This is a genomic window from Leptospira kmetyi serovar Malaysia str. Bejo-Iso9 (assembly GCF_000243735.2).
In the GTDB taxonomy this organism is placed as follows: Bacteria; Spirochaetota; Leptospiria; order Leptospirales; family Leptospiraceae; genus Leptospira; species Leptospira kmetyi.
Genome location: NZ_AHMP02000003.1, coordinates 2,482,210 through 2,506,943 on the forward strand (window position 1 = coordinate 2,482,210; position 24,734 = coordinate 2,506,943).

18 protein-coding genes are annotated in these 24,734 nt (G+C 44.7%); 12 read left to right on the top strand and 6 right to left on the bottom strand.

The window, feature by feature from the left end; translation table 11 throughout:
• The first annotated feature begins 128 nt into the window (after nucleotides 1–128).
• Nucleotides 129–1,847 (top strand): GGDEF domain-containing phosphodiesterase, encoded by a 1,719-nt coding sequence (locus LEP1GSC052_RS14090; RefSeq protein ID WP_051185369.1) that lies wholly within the window; start codon nucleotides 129–131, stop codon nucleotides 1,845–1,847.
• Between the two features lie 38 nt (nucleotides 1,848–1,885).
• Here the strand turns inward: LEP1GSC052_RS14090 and LEP1GSC052_RS14095 are convergent, their stop codons facing one another.
• From LEP1GSC052_RS14095 to metG, 3 genes are all read right to left on the bottom strand, one after another.
• Nucleotides 1,886–3,583 (bottom strand): acyl-CoA dehydrogenase family protein, encoded by a 1,698-nt coding sequence (locus LEP1GSC052_RS14095; RefSeq protein ID WP_010573608.1) that lies wholly within the window; start codon nucleotides 3,581–3,583, stop codon nucleotides 1,886–1,888.
• Nucleotides 3,584–3,767: 184 nt separating this feature from the next.
• Nucleotides 3,768–6,398 (bottom strand): [protein-PII] uridylyltransferase family protein, encoded by a 2,631-nt coding sequence (locus LEP1GSC052_RS14100; RefSeq protein ID WP_010573607.1) that lies wholly within the window; start codon nucleotides 6,396–6,398, stop codon nucleotides 3,768–3,770.
• Nucleotides 6,399–6,493: 95 nt separating this feature from the next.
• Nucleotides 6,494–8,581, bottom strand: coding sequence for a methionine--tRNA ligase (metG, locus tag LEP1GSC052_RS14105; protein ID WP_040913043.1), 2,088 nt, complete (start codon nucleotides 8,579–8,581; stop codon nucleotides 6,494–6,496).
• Between the two features lie 116 nt (nucleotides 8,582–8,697).
• Here metG and LEP1GSC052_RS14110 point away from each other — a divergent pair, with 116 nt between their 5' ends.
• Nucleotides 8,698–9,201, top strand: coding sequence for a tellurite resistance TerB family protein (locus LEP1GSC052_RS14110; protein WP_020986261.1), 504 nt, complete (start codon nucleotides 8,698–8,700; stop codon nucleotides 9,199–9,201).
• A 65-nt stretch (nucleotides 9,202–9,266) separates the two neighbouring features.
• On the top strand, nucleotides 9,267–10,235 hold the full coding sequence (locus LEP1GSC052_RS14115; protein ID WP_010573605.1) for an AsmA family protein: 969 nt from the start codon (nucleotides 9,267–9,269) through the stop codon (nucleotides 10,233–10,235).
• A gap of 7 nt (nucleotides 10,236–10,242) precedes the next feature.
• On the opposite strand, the gene LEP1GSC052_RS20735 is transcribed toward LEP1GSC052_RS14115, so the two are convergent.
• Nucleotides 10,243–11,436, bottom strand: coding sequence for a DUF1554 domain-containing protein (locus tag LEP1GSC052_RS20735; RefSeq protein WP_010573604.1), 1,194 nt, complete (start codon nucleotides 11,434–11,436; stop codon nucleotides 10,243–10,245).
• A gap of 366 nt (nucleotides 11,437–11,802) precedes the next feature.
• Nucleotides 11,803–12,966: a helix-turn-helix domain-containing protein gene (locus LEP1GSC052_RS14130; RefSeq protein WP_020986416.1), complete on the bottom strand. Its 1,164-nt coding sequence runs from the start codon at nucleotides 12,964–12,966 to the stop codon at nucleotides 11,803–11,805.
• Between the two features lie 710 nt (nucleotides 12,967–13,676).
• Here LEP1GSC052_RS14130 and LEP1GSC052_RS14135 point away from each other — a divergent pair.
• Together LEP1GSC052_RS14135 and LEP1GSC052_RS20740 are read left to right on the top strand one after the other, a co-directional pair.
• Nucleotides 13,677–15,851, top strand: a complete 2,175-nt coding sequence (locus LEP1GSC052_RS14135) for an Lcl domain-containing protein (protein WP_020986130.1) — start codon at nucleotides 13,677–13,679, stop codon at nucleotides 15,849–15,851.
• A gap of 16 nt (nucleotides 15,852–15,867) precedes the next feature.
• Nucleotides 15,868–16,488, top strand: a complete 621-nt coding sequence (locus tag LEP1GSC052_RS20740; protein WP_010573599.1) for an Lcl C-terminal domain-containing protein — start codon at nucleotides 15,868–15,870, stop codon at nucleotides 16,486–16,488.
• 87 nt (nucleotides 16,489–16,575) lie between these two features.
• Here LEP1GSC052_RS20740 and LEP1GSC052_RS14145 read toward each other — a convergent pair whose 3' ends face one another.
• Nucleotides 16,576–17,190: a hypothetical protein gene (locus tag LEP1GSC052_RS14145; RefSeq protein WP_156892125.1), complete on the bottom strand. Its 615-nt coding sequence runs from the start codon at nucleotides 17,188–17,190 to the stop codon at nucleotides 16,576–16,578.
• A gap of 260 nt (nucleotides 17,191–17,450) precedes the next feature.
• Here LEP1GSC052_RS14145 and LEP1GSC052_RS14150 point away from each other — a divergent pair, with 260 nt between their 5' ends.
• The 7 genes from LEP1GSC052_RS14150 (at nucleotide 17,451) to LEP1GSC052_RS14180 (ending at nucleotide 24,497) form a co-directional block, all read left to right on the top strand.
• Nucleotides 17,451–18,434 carry a c-type cytochrome gene (locus tag LEP1GSC052_RS14150; protein WP_010573596.1) on the top strand — a complete coding sequence of 328 codons (984 nt, stop codon included), beginning with the start codon at nucleotides 17,451–17,453 and terminating at the stop codon, nucleotides 18,432–18,434.
• Between the two features lie 304 nt (nucleotides 18,435–18,738).
• Nucleotides 18,739–20,220: a SpoIIE family protein phosphatase gene (locus tag LEP1GSC052_RS14155; RefSeq protein ID WP_040913046.1), complete on the top strand. Its 1,482-nt coding sequence runs from the start codon at nucleotides 18,739–18,741 to the stop codon at nucleotides 20,218–20,220.
• Between the two features lie 5 nt (nucleotides 20,221–20,225).
• Complete coding sequence (locus LEP1GSC052_RS14160) at nucleotides 20,226–21,677, top strand: tetratricopeptide repeat protein (protein WP_010573595.1); 1,452 nt, start codon at nucleotides 20,226–20,228, stop codon at nucleotides 21,675–21,677.
• Nucleotides 21,674–22,666 carry an LB_137 family protein gene (locus LEP1GSC052_RS14165; protein ID WP_010573594.1) on the top strand — a complete coding sequence of 331 codons (993 nt, stop codon included), beginning with the start codon at nucleotides 21,674–21,676 and terminating at the stop codon, nucleotides 22,664–22,666. The genes LEP1GSC052_RS14160 and LEP1GSC052_RS14165 overlap by 4 nt, the downstream gene beginning before the upstream one ends.
• A gap of 15 nt (nucleotides 22,667–22,681) precedes the next feature.
• Entirely contained in the window at nucleotides 22,682–23,089 is a 408-nt protein-coding gene (locus tag LEP1GSC052_RS14170) for an STAS domain-containing protein (protein WP_010573593.1), read from the top strand.
• An 88-nt stretch (nucleotides 23,090–23,177) separates the two neighbouring features.
• Nucleotides 23,178–23,954 (top strand): helix-turn-helix transcriptional regulator, encoded by a 777-nt coding sequence (locus LEP1GSC052_RS14175; protein ID WP_244265284.1) that lies wholly within the window; start codon nucleotides 23,178–23,180, stop codon nucleotides 23,952–23,954.
• 51 nt (nucleotides 23,955–24,005) lie between these two features.
• Nucleotides 24,006–24,497: an Mpo1 family 2-hydroxy fatty acid dioxygenase gene (locus LEP1GSC052_RS14180; protein WP_020985857.1), complete on the top strand. Its 492-nt coding sequence runs from the start codon at nucleotides 24,006–24,008 to the stop codon at nucleotides 24,495–24,497.
• Nucleotides 24,498–24,734: the final 237 nt, after the last annotated feature.

Below are 24,734 nucleotides of genomic sequence, written 5' to 3' on the forward strand. Positions count from 1 at the left end.
CAAAGATATATTTTTTTCGTAAAAACTATCTCAAAATAAAAGCAACTTTGTATGTATACTTATAATAGCGAATATTTTGAATTATAGAACGGATTTCATTATAGCGGTTTGACGTTAGAATTTCATACATGGGAACGCAAATACAGAATCTATCGCCATCCTTGCAGAAATCCTTATTGTATTTTTCGGATCAATCTGCGGAAGGAATCGTCGTTGTCGATCGTGACTGGAAAACCGTATACGCAAATCATAAGTTTCAAAATTTTTGGTCGTTCCCCAATTTCCAAATACTTTACGAAAAGATAATACCTGTTCTCAAATCGAAAGAAAAACAGGATCTCGGAAACGATACGAACATCTCGCATCTTCTGCGGGAAACGGAAGACGCCGAAGATTCTTTCCTGAGCGAAACGAATTTTCAACTGAAACTGAGCATCCACGATTTCGAAGATTCTTATATGATCCGCTTCAAACCGCAACCGAACGCACAACCTCGAAAAGAATACGAGGCGGGGCAATGGGATAAAAGTACCAATCTTCCGAATCAAAAATATTTCTTAAATCATTTCGGAAATCAGATCGCAGAGGAAGAAACCGGGATCGACGGACATTATTCGTTTTTACTTTCGGTCTGCAACCCGGACGCGATCGTATCGAACGAGAACAATTCTTACTTCGAGTTTATCTACGGAAAAGTCACCGATCGACTCAAAAAATACGTGGATCGAAACGATCATCTTTTCCGAATCGAAAATGATAAATTTCTAATATCTTCTTCCCATGTGAATTCGGAAGCGAAAGCGGAATGGTTCGCGGAATGTATTCGTATGCTTTTCGACTTTCCGTTTACGTACGAAGGAAGGGAATTTCATCTCAACGTCAATATCGGTTATACCAAATTCGATTCCAATTCGGGAACGGATATGAACGCGCTTCGAATTCTAAAGGAAGCGCTTCATCATTCCTGTATGATCGGCCCGAATTCTCTTTTTTATTACGATCAAACCGCGATCGAATCGACTTCGGAAAAGGCGAAGATCGAAATCGATCTCCGCAAGGTTCTGCATCGTAACGAACTCGAAATCCATTTTCAACCGATTCTCGACCTAAAGGAAAACAGGATTTTTTCCATGGAAACTTTGGTGCGTTGGAATCATCCCGAAAAGGGAAAACTTCTCCCGGGAAGTTTTATTTCGATCGCGGAAAGTTCCAGTTTCATCAAAACGATCGGGGAATGGATGATCTGGGAAACGTTTCGATATTACCAAAATTCTATATTAAAATCCGAGAATATATCCTTGTCCTTGAACATTTCTCCGAAACAACTTTCGGATAAGAATATTTTTCCTCTCTTAAAGGAAGCGAGCGACTACTATAAGATTCAACCTTGTTCGATCATTTTGGAAATCGTGGAGGATTCTTTCGATTCGAGAGAATCTCAGATCAGCAAAGTGGTCGGAAAGTTGAGAGATTACGGATTTAAGTTTGCGATCGACGACTTCGGAAAGGGTTATTCTTCCCTGGGAAGATTGATTCATCTTCCGATCGATTACATCAAACTCGATAAGATGTTTCTTTTTAATTACTTTCAGACTTCGACGCGGGCCGTGATTACTTCCATGGTCAACCTGGTCCAAGCGATGGGAAAGGCGATCATCGTAGAAGGTGTGGAAAACGAAACGCAACACAAGCTCCTTCGCGAACTGAATTGCGATTTCGGTCAGGGTTATTTTTATTCTCATCCAGTGGAAATCGAACTCGCCGAAAAGTTAGTTCGGGAGAAATCGATTTCCTTTGCGATGGCTTCTACTTCGACAACTACATCCGCGGCCACGTCGATAGAATGATAGAACGAATCGGGCTTGTCGATCTTGTCAATCGCCGATCAGAAGTGAATCACGGATTTCAGACGTTCGCTGTTTCCCGAAAAGTCCCCTCGTTTTGAAAACGTATGGGAAGAATTGACCAAGTCCAAATATCCGTCCCGGAATACGCCAAGATCCTTTTGTGCGTTTGGCGCATTCTTTCCGGAAACGTCGGAAAGAGCGGCTAACGCGAACGTTTCAAAGGCCAGGTCCGAGATGTAAATCCGGTTCAGTTCCAATTCTTCCTGACTCGAATCGTTCAAAAGTCCCTGCAGAAGTTCGGATTTTTTCCGAATTGTTTCCGCCGCTTCCGAACTCGAATCCGTGATCTCTTCCACGTATTTAAAGAACGCCTTTGCGACCTTTTCCCGTTTGAACCCGCGTAAAACGTGTTCGCTTAACAAAAGATGCGTTCCTTCCCAGGTTTCGTTGATGATGGAATCGTTATGCAATCTCGGGATTGCGGAGAAGTCGCCTACGATTCCGTTTCCGCCCAACACGAGAATGGAGTTGTACGTGATTTCGGTGGAAGTCGCGGAACATTTGTATTTCAACAAAGGAGCCAAAACTTCTCCCGCGAGTTTTAAAGGTTCGGGCGTATGAAAATGCCGGAAGATCGAAGCGAGCATCGCGGTATGTTTAAGTCTTTGATCGCTGAGCTGTTTTAGCAAAGAAGAAAATTCTAATATTTTACTTCCGTATGCGGTTCTGAACTTCGCGTATTCGTACGCTTCCATCCAAGCCCTTCTTGAAATTCCAGAAGCCGCTATGGAAACGTGAAGTCTTGAAATTCCGATCACGTATTTGATTAGGTTTGCGATTCCGTGCGCGGGTCTTCCGAGCGCCTCGGCTTCCACTCCGTCGTAGATGATTTCGACGGTGAGTTTTCCCCTCGATCCGATGATGTCCTTTTTACGGAGAATATGATGTCCGTTTAACGTACCGTCGTCCTTGATGCGCGGAACCAAAAACATTCCGATCGTGTTCGTGTCTTCCACTCTCGCCGTGGTCACCCAAAGATCGCCGGGATTGGAACAGAACCATTTCTCTCCGGTGAGAATCCATTTGCCGTTCGCCTGTTTTCTCGCGATCGTTCTGTTCGCGCTTACGTTGGAACCGCCCACTCTTTCTGTGACATATTGACCCGCCATAAAATGCGATTCGCTTCCTTCCCCTGCGACAAGACGAAGATACTTTTCTTTTTGTTCGGGAGTTCCCAAGGCTTCGAGAACCTTAATCATTCCTTCGGTCATCGCGAGAGGACAAGTGACTCCGCCTTCTCCGTTTTGATTGGCGAGATACGCGAGCGAATAACGATGCAGATCGGTAAAAGGATGTTTCCAGGAAGAATGATAGTTGAGATTTACGATTCCGTAATCATAGGAGATTTTTCTGGATAGTTTTTGTTCGTTGGAATAAACGACCGCGTCGATTCTGTTTCCGGTTCGATCGTATTTTACGACCTCTCCGTATTTTCCTTCCTTGTGACAAGCTTCTGTGAGTTCGTCGAGAACCCCTCCGACCAAAGCTCCGTAACCGAGAAGATGTTCTATCATCGCCTTCTTATGAGCCGCATCGTAACCTTTGGAATATTTTTCCACGAGAGTCTGCAGAACCCGATCTTCTTCGTAAAAATTCTTTCCGCGATTGCCGCGATAATCGGAAATATCGAAGGGCGCGAGCGCCGGGTTTGCGGCTTGATTTAAAGGATACTGCATCGTTCTCTCCTAGTTCGTAAAACTTTTCCGAAACTTTACGTTCTATCTTTGGTTTTCGGAAAAGATATCTTTGGAAAGTATAAGTCCACCCGCATTTTCAAGCGAGCGAAAAAAGGAATCGAAGACGCATGTAAAACAAACTAACGTGAACGCGGATTCATAAAACGACTTCGTTTCAATTCGATCAGAACGAAATTTCTTCGAGGATCTGTTCGCCGAATTGTATGGTGAGAATTTTTTCCCTCAACTTAAAAAGAAGATCCGCGTCCTCGAGTTTGTTTCCGTCCGACGTTTGAATGTAAAAAGAATCATACGCATAATCGGCGCTTGTCGAAACTCTCAAGTAACGAACCTTCAAATCCAGATGAAGAATGATTTGTAAGATTCGATAAACCAAACCGACGACGTCCGGCATTCTCACTTCCATGATCGTCATATCGGGCAAATCGCCGTTGTAAAACATAACGGATCGATTGACGATACTTTCGGGCGTGGGTTTTCTCGGATTCCAATCGGTTCTTTGAAACGCGATACTTTCCCGTTTTAAATTTCCGGAAGAGATGGACTTCAGCTTCGCTTCGATACGATCCAGTTTTTCTTGGGAAAGATTTCCGCCGCCGGTCGTATCGGTCAACTGAACCGTGGTGATCCAATACTCGTTCAACGTATAACTTTTCATTCCCAAAAGACTTAAGCCCTCGGAAGAAACGGCGCAGGACAAATCCAAAAGAATTTCGGGTTGGTTCGCGGTAATCACGTCGATCGTTACGAAGGCCGGATCCTGTTCCGTTTCAAAGATCATCCCCAAGGAAGAATCCTGTGCAAGCGTTCCGATCGCTTTAAAGTTTCGTAATATTTTACGATTGGAAACCGCGTTGAGATACGAGGACGGAGTGACTTCGTGTGCGAATGCGGCGACCGACTTCGCGATTCCTTCTTCCAAACCTTCTTTGCCGATCAGATAATTCTTAAGATCGTCCAACTGAACGTCTCGGGAAGGTCCGGTTTCTCCGAAGTTATCCTTGGAGTCGCTCACAAGATACGGAATCGTATTCTGATAAAGCGTGTTGAGAATCGCGCTTTTCCAATGGGTAAGAACTCCGGTTCCCACCGACTTCGTATCGATCACGGTAAGAATATAAAGTTTTCTTAATCTTTCTCTGCTTCCCACGATTCTCGCGAAATCGAAGATCAGCTTCGGATCGCCGATGTCCCGTTTGGAACTGAGCTCGGACATCAAGGTATGTTTTTCCACGAGAAAACGGCAAAGATCCGTGTCCTCTTCGCTTAGACCCAATCGATCGCAAACCGAAACGACGAGTTCTCCTCCGTATTCGGAATGATCCCCTTCTTTGACCTTTCCTGCGTCGTGGAGTAAAATCGCAAGAGCCAACAATTCTATCTTGGAACATTCCTTATACGCCTTTTGAACCTCGGCGTCCTGGAATTCTCCCTGATCGAGAAGATCGAGTTCATGCAAAATCAATAATGTATGTTCGTCGACGGTGAATTCGTGATGATAACTAAACAAAGGAAAGTTCGTACAAGCTCCGAACTCGGGAAGAATCGCACCCAAAACCCCGGACTCGTGCATGAGTTTCAAAACCCTTCCTCTTTGAGAAGGGGTTCTTAGGATCTTGAGAAACTCCTCGTTCACTTCGGAAGAATATTTGAAATCGTCGTCCAAAAAGTTGGACGCGAATCTGAATTCGTTTAACAAAGTTCCCGAAATCTGAAGATTCTTTTCCTGGATCATACGAAAAGAACGCATAACGTCCCTGTAGATCGTATGCGGATTGGTGAAAAGAGTTCCGATCACGGGAGGAAACACGGTGTCCCCGATCTTGAAGAAATGAAGATCCTCGTATGGAAAACTTTCCCCTTCCGAACTTTTTCTTTTTTCGATGATGGAATCCAAATACGTGCGGATGATGAAGTAGATATTCTTCTGATGACGATACAAAACGTGCATGAACTTTTCCACCGAGGAAAGTTCCTCTTTTTTTCCGAAACCCAGTGATTCGGCGACGTCCTGTTGAAGATTGAGATCGAGACGATCGGTTTTTCTGGAAGTGATCTTATGCATCGCGATCCGCGTGCGGAGAATAAAATCGTACGCTTCCTGCAAGAGTTGAATCTCTCCTCTTTGAAATACTGGAAGAATGGACAACCCGCCGAGGGAAGGAAGATTCCGAACCGACTTCTCCATCCAAAACATATATTGAATGTCGCGAAGACCGCATAGATCCGTTTTCAGATTCGGTTCGCTTAACAAAATCGGCCTTTCTTCGTTCAAAAACCGGGAGGATAAAATCTCCTCCTTCACTTCGTTATAACGTTTCGTCCATTTGGAAGGAAGTTTTTCGAGAAAATCCGTTTTGAACTTTTCGAACAAGGCCCTCGAACCCGCGAGAAAACGCGCGTCCAAAAAAGCGTGATAAGAAGACATGTCGTCCAGATATTGAAAACATTCCTTGATCGTTCTACAGGAATGTCCGACTTCCTTTCCGGAATCGTAGAGATACGTGTTGATCTTTCCGATGACCGATTCGAGTCTTTGTTCCTTGATCCCGTTGTGTAGATACAATAAATCGATGTCGGAATGGGGAGCCATCTCCATTCTTCCGTAACCGCCCATCGCGATGATACAGAGCTCCTCCCCCGACTTGAATTCCACGCCGGATTCCTCGAATTTGGAAAGAATAAAGGAATCCACGATATGTGTAAGTTGTCTGGATACGAGACGGCCTCCCACGTTCTTACTCTTTTCCAAGAGTCTTTGAAAGCTGTATGTGATATCCAGTTGTAGAGGCATATTACTTTACGAATTTATCATATTCCCGATCGAAACGTTTCTCAAAACGGCTTGTCTACATTTTAATCCGATTTGATAAGCGAAGCGACCGAAAATCACTTCAGTTTATCGCCCGGTTTCGCGTCCTTATGAGGAACGAACAAACTTAAGGACTCCCCTTCTCCCGAAGCGAGCAACATCGCCTCGGAAACGCCGAACTTCATCTTTCTCGGTTTAAGATTGGCGACCACCACAACTTTTAGACCTTTGAGATCCTCCGGTTGATAAGCGACTTTGATTCCGGCGAAAACGTTTTTGATTCCGAGTTCTCCGAGATCGACTTTCACGTTTACGAGTTTGTCCGCGCCTTCGACCGGCCCGGCTTCCACGATCTGACCGACTCGAAGTTCGACCTTTGCAAGATCGTCGATCGAAATCTCCGTTCTTTCTTCTTGGGGAGAATCGTTCGTAATTTTTGCGGGCTCCGCTTTTTTGGAAGCGTCCACGGATTGTTTGTTTTCTTCTAACATAGCGTTGATTGCCTTTTCATCCACACGTTTTGTGATCATTTCGTACGGATTCACTTTCGTTTTTTCTAATACTTTCAATTCTTCCAAATCGTGAAACTTGGGAGTTTCCTTGAGACCGAGCAACGCGTAGATTTTCTCGGAAACTTTCGGAACGACCGGGTACAGATAAACCGCGAGAATTCTGCTCGCATTCAAAACCGTGGTCACGACTTCCCTGGTTTTTTCGGGATTCTCCTTAATCAGCTTCCAAGGAGCGTTGTCGTTTACGTAACGGTTGACCGTATCGCCGAGACGCGTGATTTCCCGCATCACACGAGCGTAGTTCTTTTGTTCGTATGCGATTTTTATAATATCCAAAATCGCGTATTCGCCGGTTCCCTGTTTGATCTTCTGATGGATCAATTCGTTTAACAATTCTTTTCCGTCCGCGGGCAAAACGCCGAGCGTGCGATCGAGCTGATCCAAAATGCTCGTGGAAATTCTGGAGACGAGATTGACCAGGTTTCCCACAAGATCGGAATTTACGCGCGCCGCGTAATCGTCAAAGGAAAGATCGAGATCGTCCATTCCGGGGCTCAACTTTCCGGCGAGATAAAAACGAAGATGTTCCGGATCGAGATGTTTGGCGTATGTGCTCGCGTTGATGAACGTTCCGCGAGACTTGGACATCTTCTCTCCGTTGACGGTGATAAATCCGTGAACGTGAACGTTCTTCGGAGTTTTGTAACCGCTTCCGTGCAACATCGCGGGCCAAAACAAAGCGTGAAAGTATAATATATCCTTACCGATAAAGTGAACGACTTCCGCATCCTCGTTCTTCCAAAAAGAATCGAACTTCTCCCAATCTCCTTTGAAAAAGTTCAAAGAGGAAGCCATGTATCCGATCGGAGCGTCCAACCAAACGTAAAAGTATTTATTCTTCTCACCCGGAATTTCAAAACCGAAGTAAGGCCCGTCTCGCGAGATGTCCCATTGTTGCAGACCGGCTTCGAACCATTCTCTCAGTTTTTTCTGAACCCCTTCCGTTACGTGATCTCCCGTTTCGATCCATTCCTTTAAGAAGGCTTGAAAGTCTTCCAACTTAAAGAAGATATGATCCGAATTCTTCAGAACCGGCGCGGTTCCGCAAAGTGCGCAGTGAGAATCGATCAAATCCTTCGGGCTATACGTTTTACCGCAGACCTCGCAGTTGTCTCCGTATTGATCCTTGGATTTACAATTCGGACAAGTCCCTTTGATAAAACGATCGGGAAGAAACATCTGATCGTGTTCGCAATAGGATTGTTCTATCCCTCTGCGCGCGATATGATCGTTTTTTTTGAGTTGTAAATAAATTTTTTCCGAAATGATTTTGTTTTCTTCGGAATTCGTAGAATAATAATTATCATACTGAACGCCGAACGCGCTCAGGTCCCGATAGTGTTCCTTTTGAACTCTTTCGATCAGTTGTTCGGGAGTGATCCCTTCCTTACGCGCCGCCAACATTACCGGAGTGCCGTGTGTATCGTCCGCGCAGAAGAAGTGACATTCGTTTCCGTTGGCTTTTTGAAAACGAACCCAGATGTCCGTTTGTATTCCTTCCAACACATGTCCTAAGTGAATCGGACCGTTCGCATAGGGAAGCGCCGACGTAACCAGTATCTTTCTTGGGATTCTTTTAAGAGAAGAGTTCACAAAAGTCAGGTTCTTAAAATTTAGGTCAAAATCAACGTCTTTCTTTTCAGATTTTCATTGCAAAATCAATGGTTAGGATAGAATTTTCTGAAAACCTGGAGGAACTCCCGATGCCAATGGAGAATCTTTCATCCCTTGCAAGTAAAGTCCTGCCGGGGCATGAATTCTATGAAAAGTTCAGAGAAGAAATGGACCCCGAACAAGAGATATTCCATCTGAAGATGAACTACGCGAAGGTTCTCGTCAGCATCTGGTCTTATTCCTGCATGGCCGACGGAATCTTTCATCAAAAGGAAGGAAGTCTCGTGGGACAAATGGTCAAAGCTCTTTTCGAAGAAGGTTGTATCTTCTTCGATCATCAAGGAGAAAAGACTTCGATCATCAGCGAGTTATCGGACGTATTCGAAAATCCGCTTCCCGTAAAAACGGTCCGCAATTTTTCGGAGGGCAATCCTATCATGGCCGCCGGATTTTACGAAGACGCTTGTGTCATCGTATCGATGGACGGATCTCTTACGAAAAAGGAAAGGGAGTTTTTGGACGATCTCGCGAAAGAACTCGAAATTTCTTCCATGGATAAGAAGAATATCGAGAACAGAATTCTCGAGAAGAAAAAGTAAACCTATCTTTTGAGAAACAACCGCCTTCTATTCTTTCATTCGCCCCGATTCAGGGAGCCTCGTCCGTGAACTGGGTTTGGGAAACGTTATTCTATCTTCTCATCGTCTACGCCGGTTTTCAGTTTCTGCTTTCCGGCCCGGTCATACAACTTCTCGTTAATTTCTTTTCGTTCCGTCATTTTAAGTTTCGTTGGGTTTCGTCCGGAATTCTCCTTCCGATTTTTTACGTGATCTCCAAAAACTGCACGATCGAGTTTCCCGGAATTCTAAAAACGGATCAGGTTTACGCGAGAATTTCCTCTCTCAACATGAAGATCGATTTTTTATCCCTCTTCAAAGGCAGGTTGAGAATTCCCTCTTCCATATTCAAAAACTTTCATATGGACTACACGAACATCGTGAGTCCTCACAAGAAAATCGGTCTGATGCCCAAACGCGGAAGAATCGTATTCCAAAATATGAAAATAGAAAACGGATCGATCTCCATCGTCGACAAAACGTTGACTCCGACGTATTCGATACAACTGCGCGATATAACGATCGACGGCGGTTATATGGATTCGGGATCGCCGCTGGAGATTCTTTTCAGAACCAAAAGCGGATCGTGCAGACTCGGTAAACGGGGAAATCTCAAGATCGGAGTTTTAGCCGGAGAAACGAGAGGATTCCTATCGTTAAGCGACATCACTTGGTCCGAGCTCGCGGGCCTACAGGTGATTCCTCTTCCGTTCTTAAAAAACCGGGTTCAGATTTACGTGGAGTTCAAACATATCAACGCGGATCAAACCGCGGTGGAAGGAACGTTGATTCACTTCGCTCCGCATTCTCAGGATAAACCCGAACAGAGTTATCCGTTTCATTTTACGATCGATTGGAAGAATTATAATCTTCCGTTCGATCTCGCGCTGAGAGAACTCGTATTGGAATTGTTCTTAAAGATCAAGTTGAAGGGAGTGATGACGAGAGCGCTTCAAACCGTAGCAAAAGGTTTGTATGCGATCATCGGAAGAAACCGCTCGCATCATCATCGATGATTTTTTCTTACTGTTGTTCGATACAAAGTGTGTAACGGTTTCCCGTAGTACACGCAACGTTCGTGGAAGCGTCTCCGGCGAGTCCCGTTCCGCTGGAACCGTTCGTCCAATCGTTGCAGTTATTTGAGTTCACGGTCCAGTTCGTATTAAAACCCGACCAAAAGTTTACGGCTCCGATCGCCGTACTTCCGTATAAAGTCGCGTATGGAATCACACCGTTGGCGTCGGACGTTGCGATCGGATTCAACGTATCGTAGTTATAATATCTCGTGTTCGGCAGAATGGGCCAGTCCGCGTTTCCGGGAACGCGGGAAGCGACCCCGACCAACGCCTTGGAAATAAATCCCGCGTCCGCGCTACACGCAGAATCCGCGCCTTGCACACCCAAAGCGGCGCCGCCGTATTGCATGTTCCCGCCGCTCATTCTTGAGATCTGACGAACCCTGCGATCGTTATCCAGAATTCGAATCGTAAAATCCAAAGAAAGATTGATCGGCGCCGCGGTCACGGTCAGCGTATAACTTTTATTTCCAAAATCTCCGCTGTTTGCCGGAGTCAAATCGGAGGCTCTCACGGAAACCGAATCCGGGTTTGCAAAGTTCGTATCGAATGTTTCGGGTCCGGGACTGAAATGATCGATCGTCGCGCTTGTGGAAAGTCCGATATGAGTCACCGGATCTCCCGGCCCGTGAGGTCCGCTGAGAGCGATGTCGAAGTTGAGAGCGGTTCCGTCTTCTTTGATGTCGATCGTATCGCCCTTGAACTTTCCGTTGATCAGAATCGTCGTGCAATAAACGACCAAATTGGAAACGTCCGCGCTCGCGATACCGGAAGGATTTTCCGTTGAATCGGCAAAAATCTTACAAGAATGTCCGCTCGGAGCGGTTGCGACTGCAAGTTGATAACTTTTGTTTTGGGTTACGGAAGTCGCAAATTGAAAACTTCCGTTTGCGGACATGGGAAGAATCTCATCGTTTAACTTGAGTTCGACGGTTCCCGTTTTGATTCCTTGTACGATTCCGCTGAAACGAAATCCGGGTAAGTTTCCACCCGAACTTGCGATTTCCGAAGTATCCTGCACATAGGCGAGTAACGCGCCGCTTTGCCCATCCAAAGCAAAACGATTTGCTTCCGCACAAGACGCGAGCGCTATCAATGTAAAAAAGAATATGATGTTTTTATAAAAAGAAACCGGCTTCATGGTTTTCGAACATTCGCTTTGTTGGAATCTATCTAAAAGACAAATCATAGACTATTTTTTGAATCAATTTTTAATAAAAACTAATTTCTTTTCGATGGTTTCAAAAGAATTTGATGGGTTGCTTGGAATCGAATTGGAATCAATTTTGAAACGAGAAATAGGGAAACGAAAGGATAGAAAAACGGAAGAATCGATTGTCCGAATTTTTGAAAACGTAGTAGTTCCTACATTTTTCAAAAGTATACGACAAGTCCATGAGCGGCGAACCCGAGAGGCCGCGAAAATAAAACTACCGACTTCCTTTTCCTCGTAAAGCCGCGCGACTAACGCGACAAAACGAGGATTCTTTATCTATTTCTTCGATTCTTAAATAGAATGGGAATATCTGGAATCTAAATCTTCCATTTCATCTTCTTTGCTTTTGTAGTTCGGAAGATTCTCCTCGCGAAACGCCTTCGGAGATTTTTTAGTCTCTTTCAAAAAGGCTCTGTGAAACGCGGATGAAGAACTAAAACCGACGGCCATTCCGATGGAAAGAATGGAACGATCCGGTTCTTCCAACAACATCGACTTGGCTTCTTTGACCCTATGATGATTGATAAAAGAATTGAAGTTCATCCCCATATGTTCGTTGAGGAATGCGGAAAGATGATGCACGGAAAGTCCCATTTCGGAAGCCAACGATGGAAGTCTAAGCTCCTCATCCAAGTGAATCTTCTCGCTTTGCATCAACTCGGTGAGTTTGCTTTCCACTTTTTCGATGTTGAGATCTTCCAACAAGGATCGTTTCTCCTGACTGGAATCCCTTTGCGCGAGATTCTTATCGCCGTCGTCTTCGCTTTCGGAATCGCTCAGAAGAAAATCGTTTTGAGTTCTTTGAAGATCGGAAATCATCGGAACAAATTCGCTCAAGATGATCGGGGAAAGAATCAGAAAGTAATAATTGATCGTGTTGAGCGGTTCGAAAAATTTCGCGCCTTCGAAATAACGAAAAACTTCGGTGAGTTTGATGATCAGAAGAACTCCGACGGAAGGGAGAATTCTCACCATCGCCGCTTTATTTTTAGAGGAACGCAATGGAATTACGATCTGAAACAAAAGATAAGCGAAAAATACAAAGGTTCCCAAGGAAATCATTTCCGAAAGATTCGGAATTTTGAATTCATCCAGCAAATCCCAAGCGACTACGATCGCCGCGGTGACCGCAAAACTTCTCAAAAGTAATTTCCGAAGCGAGGAGAATTCTTCGTAAGCGCATTGGAAAACACCGTTCTTCGCGTTGGCCGCGAGATTCATAAAAAAGAAAGCGATCGTTACCGAAAAATAGGCGTAAAAATATTGGGATAACTTCTTTACGAGAGTATTTTCCGTGATAAAAATCGTGGCCGTAAAAGACCAAAAAACACAAGCCATCAAGAAAAACAGCACCGGGGCGCCGAGATTCTTTTGCTTATTCCTTTTAAAAATCCCGAATGCGGCAATCATAAAGTATAACATTGCCGCTAAAGAATAATATTTAACCTCTTCCACATCCGAATCCTTTTGTCGTTTTGTTTGTATTTTTGCCAGACATACATCTTTTTATTTGGGGACGGAGTGCCTTTGCTGTTCGATCGTGCAAACAATTCTTTCCAAACACTCTTTGCTAAATGTTTTTGCAGATAGCGTTCCCTGCACTTTGGTAACAACGACGTTTCCGAGCATTTGCTCATTTTTTACTTTTTTAGATTTATAATTCGTAAACTCCTGAAAAAAATTTATGACAATCGGGGTTGGAAATTAATTGTTTTTAGCTAAAACAATCAAGCCCTCAAAAACGGGCTCAAAACAGGGGTTTCACGCAAGAATTTTCGACCCTCCTGAATTATAGGAAAGCCGGACTCATCTCAGCGAGTTTTTATATCGAAATCTTTTTGAAAACGGGGAGAATTTCGCAAAAAATAAAGAGCGAGTCACGTTAGCGGATGATCGAATAACGGCTTTTCGTAAAAACGGCAAAGCATTGCATTTTGAGTCGAGTTCAACATACTTTTCTCACATTTTTTGAGCATTCCTTGAAACTATTACAACAATGCGACTAACGTTACAGAGTGGTCCCATTCTTCAAAGAGCACTAAGCTCTAACTTATAATCAAAGAATTCCTTAGTTATATGCGATGAGGTATTCTTGAATAAAAAAGAGTAAATTACCTCCAAGTGAATTCAAATTTTGTGAGTGAGAATGTTGTGGAGGATCTCTTATGATCAAACAAATCAAAAGACAACATGCGAAAATAAAAAAAGAAATTCGCTTATTATATATCCTGAGTTTTTGTTGGGCGATTCTATTCTCGAATTGTTTGGTCGGAGACGGAAAGAACGGATTCAATTTTTTCTTTCTTCCGGGTTCTAACATTTCTTTTCCGGGAGAAATTCCCGGTTCGGACGCTCCGATTATTCCGACAACTCCTGTGGCTCCCGTTGGTACTTTGAACTACACCACTGCGACTACTTTTTATGTGAGTAATAATTCCGGAGCGATTCAATACTACGATATTTCTTGGTCTTCCAGTCTGAACGGTTCTTATGAACTTCGTTTAGGCGCAACGAATTGCACGGACGGCACCGTTCATACAAACTCGACCGTAACTTCTTCCACTTCCACAACCAACAGAATCAACGCAAGCGCGCTGAGCGTAGGAAGCAACGGAATCAAACTTTGTTTGAAAAGTCCGGACGGCACGACCGATTGGGATAATGTTACGATCACGGGAATCAGAGACGATTCCGCGCCTTCGATCGGTTTTTCTCCTGGGGCGGGAACCTTCGGTTCCTCGATTCCGAACATTACCTTAACTTGCAACGACACCGGTTCTTCCGGTTGTCTCGCGATGGCTTATCGCAACGACGGAACCGATCCTACGATCGCCGCGGACGGCACAGTCGGTTCCGGTTCCACCTCTTATTCGTCGGCGTTTGCGGTGGCGAATAACGCGACCACGGACGTTAAAGTGATCGCTGTAGACAGAGCGGGTAATATCAGCGCGGCCAGCACGAGTCAATACATCGTTGCCGTGGGAAATCCTACGATCACGGTTAATTCCGTTTCGAAATCGGATCTTCGCGGCGTGGACAGCAGCGTAATCAAATGGCAATCGGATATCGCCGGAACCTACGAGTTTCGTTTGGGCGGTTCCAATTGTAATTCCGGTACGAACGGAACTTCCTTATCGATTACGGGTTCCGCGGCGGCGGCTACGGAAATTACATCCACGATCAACGGAACCAATTTAAGCGTGGGCGCGAATACCGTCCGCATTTGTTTGACCACTGCGGGAAGCAACGTGGGCTACAATTCCAAAACCTTAAACCGCGACGACACGGCGCCTAACGTGACTTCTGCGACTCCTTCGAGCAACAGCTTGAGTTTGAGCGTGGATCAGAATAACTTCGTTCTTGTTTTCAACGAGGATATGGACACGAACCTAACACCTCTCCCGGAACATCACGACGGAGGCGTTTCCGGAAATCCGATCATTCCTTGGCCTACGATGACGGGAACTTGGACGGACGCGAGAACCTACAAAATATCAACGAACAGTAAATTACCGGAATGGCATACGTTTTACTTTCTGTTCAACGATACCGATTTCACGGACAAGGCGGGAAACAAGGTCGCAGGTGCGTTCGTCGTTTCGAATAAGATCAAACTCAACTATAGAACCGTCGTAGAAACGAAAGTGACTTTGATTTCCGACACGGCGCAAACGACTTGTTACGACGCTTCCGGAAACGCGACCGCTTGCGCTTCTTCCGGTCAGGATTCCGAACTGAGCGTGATGCCTTACGGTTTAGGGCTTCCTACAACGAATCCGGGTTATCCGAACGATAGAATCACAAAAGACACGGTCAACAATACGATTTGGAAAACCTGTCCTCCGACTTACGTTTGGTCCGGTGGAACCTGCGTTCAAGACACGGTCGATCCTTACAACGTCGCATTGATCGCGAGAAACACCGGCTCGGGAGTTTTGGACCTTACTTGGGGAGATTCTCTCGAATATTGTCTGCAACTCAATCTTGCAAACTCCGGCGCGGGTTTTGCGGGAGTGAAAACGTGGAGACTTCCGACCTTGAGCGAACAGATGGGAATTCTCATCTACGAAGGTTCTCTCGGTTATGAAACGGTTCCTGGTTCGAGCTTCCCCGGTTTTATCCGAAACGATTATCAAAGATATTGGACTTCCACAAACGCGGTGAGCGCTTCGACGGCAAACGGAATCGTCGGAACCGATTTAGGAAACGGCGCGAACGCTTGGGGTTCTTGGCAGATCTCCGTGTTCGGCGGTGGAACTCATATCAACAGTAAAGGAAAAGCCACTTCTTGGGATTGGCCGAATCGTTACAACGCACTCGCAATGTGTATCGCGGATTGAGGAAAGGAGAACTTTTATGAAACGGATTAGAACTTTAATTCTTCTTACGATCTTAACCGGAATCGTCGGCGGCTTGGCCGCGATCGGAGGACCATACACCGATCCGAACGACGGAACGATCAATGATACGGGCAATCGACTTCTTTGGAGAAAATGCGGAAGAGGCAGAGGAACCGTCGGTATGAATTATACGAACTGCGGCACCGTATCCGGTCCCGCCGAAACGAGCAACTGGGCGACTGCGGTCGCTTATTGCAAAGGTTTGGGCGCGACCTTGGGAGACGGAAGACAATGGAGATTGCCGAGCGTAAAAGAACTGATCTCCATCGTGGATTACAGCCAAGGCGCGATGCCGATCATCAACTCGGTTTTATTTCCGAATACGGCGACCGATCGTTATTGGACTTCCACAAATTCTTTCGCGGCCGGGAACAGTCCCGTCGTATCGGGAAGTGGAACCGCCGATCCGAAACAATACGTCGCCAGCGCCGAAAATACGATGCAGAACTATAGAATTCCCGAAAACACCGCTTACAGATCCATGGCTTACATCGTGGATTTTAGAATCGGAGGCGTCGTGGAAAAACCGAAAACGGACACGAACGGATACGTTCGTTGCGTTAGCGGACCGTATTAATCCTTCTCCCCTCTCTTTGCGTCCGCAGTGAATCCGAATCTGCGGACGCGCTTATTTCATTCTTTTTGAATATTCCAATCTAAGAATCTATTCCAAAACGAAACAAGCGTTGAGCATGAATTCTATATTCTCCTTGGAGATGGAATCGAGACGTTCGTTCCATTTCGCCAAAGGGAGAACTTTGTCCTCTTTTTCCAGATAACTCAACTGCGGAATCAAAGTATACGTTTTGTTCGCCTCGTGAAGATCGGAATCGGAAAATGAAATCAGATTATGAATGACCGGCACACAATTCGTCTGGGAAGAATCGCAGTATTCGACCTTTTGTTGAATGTGTCTAACGTGGATCTCGCCTTCCTTCCCGATCAACATCTTCTTTTTCGGAAATATTTTTTTGAGAACCAGAACGAGCTCCAAAGCCTTGGTCAGATTCTTTTCCTTGGAAGCGGGAAAATAAACCTTTTTCCAAAGTTCTCGTTGTCTTTTGTGAATGCAAGATTCTTCGTCCGAATCCGCCGCGGAAGGATCGGGCGTTTTCTCGCAGATTTCACGGATCGTCACGGGAGAAAAGGATTCGACCACTACGGTCTTCGCGGTTTGTATCTTTTCAATTTTATTCTGGTTTTCCGGTTCTTGGGTCTGCGCGGAAGCGCAAGTCATCAGCCAAAACGCCGATAAAATATAGGAAACTCTTTTTATCATATAACTCGAAACAACGAATCTCGAATTTTTTTGAATAAAAATTGAAAAACATTCATTTTTTTTTAAATAAAATGTCCGCGAAGAATAAAATAAGAATATAACTAAACCCGCGTTCACTTTCTGTTTATCCTAACTTCGATCGAGGATTCCATATTCAAAAATTATCAAATAGGCAAGCTGTTATAATGTGGGAATCCGTGAGCTTTTTATAATATCAAATATATTCTCCCTATTTGTTTAGAATGCAACAGGAGAAACGAATGAAAATTTTCGGAATGATTTTAAAGAGAACGCTTCTTACGCTTTTGCTCATCGTGATCGGAGCTTTGAGTTTTCTCTTTTTAAAGTTCCCGGACGTGGGCGAAAAACAAGAAATCAAAATCGCGCATACTCCGGAACAAGTGAAACGCGGAGAATATCTCGTAAAACATATGGCCGCGTGTATGGGATGTCATACGGGCGATCGGGACGTAACAAAACTTTATTTTCCGGTGATCAACAATGTGGGCACGGGAAATCTAAGACTCGCAGAAGACAACTTCGGTCTTCCGGGAACCTTCTATTCAAAAAACGTAACACCCGCTTCCACCGGTTTGGGTAACTGGACGGACACGGAAATTTTTTACGCGATCACTTCGGGAGTTTCCAAAGACGGAAGTCCCCTCTTTCCGATTATGCCTTACTTGAATTATTCTCAGATGGATCAGGAAGATATTCATTCGATCATCGCGTATTTGAGAACGTTAACCCCCATTGAAAACAAAGTCGAAAAATCCAGCATCAAGTTTCCGATGAACCTCATCGTAAGAACGATTCCCAAAGCTCCCGAATTTCAAAAAAGACCCGATCCGAAAGATTCCGTCGCGTATGGAAAATACGTTGTGACCTTTGCAGGTTGCGACGACTGTCATTCCCAAAGAGTGGAGGGAAAGATAGTCGAAGGTATGGAATTTGCGGGTGGAACTTCCTTTCCCATTCCGACCGGAGGAATCGTACGAAGCGCGAACCTCACTCCGGATCGTAAAACCGGAATCGGAAATTGGACCAAAGAAACCTTCATCGCAAGATTCAAAGCCAACGAACAAAGAGCTAAAGCAAAACCTAATATTGCTCCCGGAGAATTCAACAGCGTTATGCCTTGGCTGGAGTATTCGGGAATGAACGACCAGGATCTTGGAGCGATTTACGATTATCTTATGAGTTTAAAAGCCGTTTCCAATTCCGTTACGATTTTCGAAAAATAAAAAACGATTCGGGCATTTGCGATTTTGAAACGTACCGGGCCCGAGTCTTTTTATCAAGGAATCATTTAGGAAAGAATTTTCTGTATTAAAACGAAATCAAAGACGTCGATTGCCACAAAAATGAAATAAGTTCTTAACAAGAACCCGTGTGAACACTCGTTTGCGTGGTAGTGTAATTCTTTTATAATTCAAGATCATGAATTCACATTTTTGCAGACTCGTATTCCCCCTATATATTCAGCGATTGTCGTTTTATAATAAACGATGATAATACGAAATAAGTTGAGTATACTCATCTACAACCATGAAACGATCACTGCGACTTCAGATTATCTCGATCTATTCTTTACTGACAGTGATTAACCTTACCTTTGTCGCGGTGATGATTTTTGAAAATCAAACCGATTTGCTTATCGATAACTTCACTTTGGAATCGGATCAAATCGCCCGAAAGATTCTTAAGAAAATCGAAGGTATGGAATCCTTAAACTACGAGGATCCCGAGAAACTTTCCGAGATCGAAAGCAAACTACTCAGCATCGGAATCGAAAACTTTTCCGTGATTTCCGTGGAGGATCGTTCGGTTGAAAAGTTTAAGATCAATCTCGAACACGGAAATAAGATTTCGATCGATTACCTCAAGGGGAAACTCGCAACGATCATCAACGCGAAGGAAGCGATCAACAGTTCTTACGATATCGAACTGGATTCCAAAAACTTCATCGTAAACCTGATCTTCTATCTTACGGAAAAAACTTTTTTAGTTTCTCAGGTTAAGGTCAAGGAAATCCTCGACCGTCTCAATTCCTTATACATTCAGCTCGGACTTCTTCTTCTCTGGGGAGTGGTCTTTCATATTCTTTTCGGAATCTTTCTTTATAGAAAAATTTTCGTTCGTTTATTCATTCTTAAAGAAGTCAGCGAAACGATGTCCACGGGAGATCTGAGCGCGCGCGCTCAGTGGAACTTTTCCTCCAAGGACGAATTGGATCTTCTCGGAAGCACCTTCAACGGAATGGTGGAAAGAATCGCCGAACAGGTGGAAAGCCTCGAATTTAAAAATCAACAGATTCAAACGGAACTCGAGATCGGCAAGAACGTTCAGGAATGTCTTCTTCCGGGACGCAGAAGAAAATTCAATCTGATCACCGCGGACATCTACTATAAACCGATGCGCGAGGTCAGCGGAGACATCTACGATATTCTGGAAATCAACGACGATCGCACCGGATTCTTTCTCGCGGACGCGACCGGTCACGGGGTTTCCGCCGCCTTGATCACTTCCATCATCCACTTCAATATCGAAAACATCATGAAGGAAACGGTGAACCCTTCGTTTATCTTCACTCGACTCAGCGAAAAACTTTTCGACACTCTGCAAGGCTCGTTCTTTGCGACTGGAATTTTTATGTTGTTCGACAAGGAAGGCTACGCTTACTTCTGTAGCGCGGGTCACAACCCGATCTATTATTACCGCAAGAATAAAGGGAAGATCGTAACTCTCAATTCCACGGGTCATATCCTCGGAATCGGAATTCCGGAAGAATACGAAGTCCTTAAAATCAAAACCGAGCCGGGAGATAAGATTCTAATTTATACGGACGGAATTTTGGACGCAACCGCGCCCACAGGAGAACAGTTCGGCGACGATCGTCTTTTAGAAGTGTTTCAAGCCAACGTTCATCAGGAAGCCAAGCAGATCACGACCGAGATCAAAAAAGAAATGGATATTTTTGCCGATCATTTCCCGGACGACGTTACCTTTGGAATCATCGAAATTCAATAATTCTTATGAAGAAGAGCGTTTTCATAGCCGTAGTCGGATTTCTATTGATTCTTCCTCTGGGATTTATCGTACTCGAAACCAAACTTTTCGAATTGAGAATCATATTAGAAAGACGTAAAATTCTAAACTTCTCGTTTTCGAGCGAGATCCTTCGTTCCAAATTCGAAGGAATCATTTCGAACAAGGAAAACATCAAAGCCGAGATGAAACTGAATCATCTTCAGAGTTCCCTGATAGGCAACACGACTTCAGAACTTTCTCTGGAACCGACTTTTGTCCACGAAACCGGCGCGGTTCTCATCAATTCAGTCCGTTCTCTTTCGCTTAAAACAGGAATCAATCTTCATTTGAATTCCTCCAAGATCCGTCTTTTGGAACACGCGTTCGCTCTCGAACGAAATCAATTCTACAAGGAAGCGTATCGCACTTACGAGGAATCCTTCGATCAATTCGGAAAACAATCCGAAGAAGGAGGCTTTATCCAATTGCATCAGGGTTTTTGTCTCGCGGTTCAGGGAGAATTCGATTCCGCGCTTCGTCCTCTTTACGAAGTGATCGCCAATCATCCGAGCACGCTCCTTTCGAGCGACGCGGAGATTTTGATTTCGTTGATTCTCAAAGCGAAGCAGAGCGTTAAAGAAATCGAAAACAATCTCGACGATCCCGAAAAAAGAGCGAGGGCTTTTTTCGCGAAAGGAAATTACGCAAAGGCTCTCGAAGAAATCGAAAAGGCGAAGATCAACAATCCCGAAATGAATTATATCAAAGGTTATTCTCTCGAAAAAACGGGACATCAACCCGAGGCCATCAAAGAATACGCGGCTCTTGCATTTTCGGATAAGAACAAGGACATCGCGATCAAAGCCAATCGAAGACTTTTGATGTTGGGTTATTATTACAACGCCGGTTCCGAGATCGCAAGTCTTTCGGATAAAAACGCGGAACGTTTGGGCGACACATCCGAAGCGAAAGAGATCAAAACCTCTTCCGAAAAATTAAAACAACCGAAGGCTTTGTTCGATAACGGAAACTCGGATCTAAAAAACGAAGCCTTAAATCAGGAACTCTCAAAACAAAACCAAGCGCTTCTCGAAGACGTGATTCAAAAATCGAATCAGTTTTTGAAAAAGGCGGAAGCTCCGCCTCCTCCGAAACCGATGATCAAAATCACGGTCGCGGACGCCGATCCGGTTTACGCGTTCCGCATCGTGATCGAAGGCGACAAGGCGAAACTTTTTTCTTCGCACTTCCCGATCACACTTCCCACTTTTTCCATCGAATCGATCTCGATGGATAAGAACGCGACGAAAACGACGCAGTTGATCATGACAAAGGACTCAATCAAACAATCTTTTATTAAGGCTTCCGTGGATGACGATTCGATTACGCTTACCGACAAGGTTTCCAAAAAGAAGATCCAAATCAATTCTGCGATCAAAATCGAGGTAACCCAGTGAGCAGAATTCTTTTATTACTAACGATCCTTCTTTTTTCGATCGAAGTCGCGGCGCATAGGATCATTCTAAAATCGGGCGAAGAAATTTCGGGCAAGGTAACGGACAACGATCCGACCTTGGAAGAGATCACGATCCAAACCGGAGACGGCGAAAAGAAGATCAAAAAAAGCGACATCTCCGAAATGAGATTCGAAGAAGCGGGCAACCTTCTTTGTCTCGAATTGGATGATGACCCGAAGCGGATCTGCACGCATAAGATTACGAGAATCAACGCACAAACCTTGTTCTACGTCACCGAAGAGGGAGAATATCTGCGCGTCGCGATCGAACGGGTGAAATACGCGAAGATCACGGAACCGTCCGCGAGAATTCTCCAGCAACTTTCCAAAACCGAAATCAAATTCACCGTTTCCTCCGAAACGGACGACGACATTCTTTCCAAACTTTCGATCCTAAACGACGAATCGATCATGTTGACCAAAGGGGAAATCGAAACCCCAATCATAGTAGAAAATAAGAATATTACAAAAATCGTATATAAACCCGAGGAACCGGTCGTCAAAAATCCGGAACGGGGTCTTGTTCTCTGGGATTATCTGATTCCGGGTTATTATCTCAAAAGAAACGAGTACGTAAAATCCGGTTACACGATGATGGCCCTCACCGGTTTATTCGCCTTCGGCGCGGCCTACGAATACTATGCGGGGATGAACGTAAAGGAAAAACAGCCGCTTCTTTTACCGCAGGACAACGGAACCTTTCTTTTGTTCGATCAGGACAATTCCGAATATTCCAGACACAAACAACTCAATCACCTTTTTCTAATATCCTTATCATTGACTTATATTTTCAACACTGCGTTGATTTCGTTTCCGGCAATGTTTTCCATCGTAGCGACCGAAAAACCGGTCCCACAAGCGGTAGTTCCGGTTCCGCAGGCGATGATGAGGGAAAAGAACATCGAATTTAAAATGACGTATAACTTTTAGGGAGAATCAACTTATATGCAAAAAACGACATCAGGCGGACTCGCCTCCAAAGACGAACTTTCCGTTCAGGAAATCACCGATTCGCACGTGCAGGGCGTTCTTAAAAAGAACATGGCGATCCTGAAAACCACGGGAGAAATCAGCTTATTCTCTGCGAAGAAATTCAAAGAAGCGATGACGGAACGGATCGACAACGGAGTGAACATCTTTCTCGTGGACTTATCCGCGACTTCCCATATCGACTCCTCCGGTTTGGCGGCTTTTATCAGCACACAAGCCAGACTTTTTAAGGAAGCTCAGGGAAAGATCATCATCTTCTCCGTTCCGACGCATCTTCAAAAGATTTTCGAACTGACCAAACTCGACAAATTGATAGGAATCACGATCGACCTCGACGCGGCCATCGACAAGGCCATGGCCTAACGTTTAACGTTAGAATTGCGCTCCGAACGGGAACGATCGTTCCCAAAATGAGTTGCAATGGGTTGAATGCTTCCTAAGCTTTCCTGCGATGGCAGGAAAGCTGTTTTTGATCGGCTCGAACGTACTCGTGACCGGAGTTCCGATCAGCAACGAATTGCACGAACACTACAGCGCTTCCCTACTTTTGAGCAAGGGAGAACCGTTTCGTTTTAGAACGGGAGAATCGGATTGGATAGAATCCAAGGCGATCTTCGTACGTCCGAACGTGGAACAACAACTCGAAGCCCCAAACGAGGATATATTCATCATTCACTTCGATCCGGACAGCGTGCGGATCCGGGGAGCCGTGTTCGATTTTAGTCCCGAATATCTGGAATTAAAACCGGAAGTATATGCAAGAATTCTAAAATTCTTAACTCCTCCCTCAAACGGAGAAGAAGCCGTCCAACTCTGGAAAAAAATTCTGAACGAACTCGACCGAAACGAAAACGGTCGCAAGGTCCGAGATTCGAGAATCGAACAAGTCGTCAAAAAAATCGCGCAGTCCATTCCGGACAATCTTCCCTTGGAAGAATTGACCTCGTCCACGGGTTTATCCGAAAGCAGATTGATGCATCTGTTCAAGGAAGAGGTCGGAATTCCGATGAGAAAATACGTTCAATGGCTCCGAATCAAAACCTGTGTGCTTTCCCTTTCCCACGGAAACTCTTTGACGGTCGCGTCGCACGAAGCGGGCTTTGCGGATCAGGCCCATATGAGCCGGACTTTTCGGGAGATGTTCGGTCTGAAACCTTCCCTTTTTTTGAAAAATAGCAGTTCCGTTCAAGTAATCTTCTGCAAAATCGAGGATGATGTGCAGCTCTAAAGAAGCCGAAAATCCAAAGAACGGCTTTAATCTTTGATGAAGGGAGTTGATATGAAAACGATCGAACAATGGCTTACCGAGTACGCGGAAAGTCACCAGAACATAGTCAATAAAAGAATTCACTGGATCGCCGTACCGACCATTATGTTTACACTGCTCGGAATGCTTTGGTCCATCCCGTCCGGAACCATTCAAAGTTTTCTACCCGAATCCTTGGGACAGGCGAGATTGTTTTTAAACTGGGCGACGATCTTCGTTTTAATCACGGGAATTTTTTATCTCAGACTTTCCATTCCTATGTTCCTCGGAATGATGACAATGGTCGCGATCATGTTGACCGGAGTTTATTATATTTCCCTTTCCGGAATTTCCACTTTGATCAGCGTCTCCGTGGGAGTTTTCGTTGTGGCTTGGATCTTCCAGTTTATCGGCCATAAGGTGGAAGGAAAAAAACCGTCCTTCTTCAAGGATCTTCAATTCTTATTGATCGGACCCGCTTGGTGTCTGAGCTATTTCTATAAAAAAGTAGGAATCTCCTACTAAGAATCCGTAAAACGTTTCCGTCTCGATCTTGGGCGCGCTCGAGAATTCGGGACGGTGCATTTCCAAACGTTAAACCGAAGTCGCATTTCGAAACAAAACTCCGCCGAAAACGATTGACTCGCTTTAAAAGCGGAGTTAACATCCTCTTCCACTATGGAGAATCAAAATTGAAAACGATCCAAACGCAATTCTCAAGTTCTAAAAATCCGAACCGTTTATCCAGAAAAGAATTCCTTC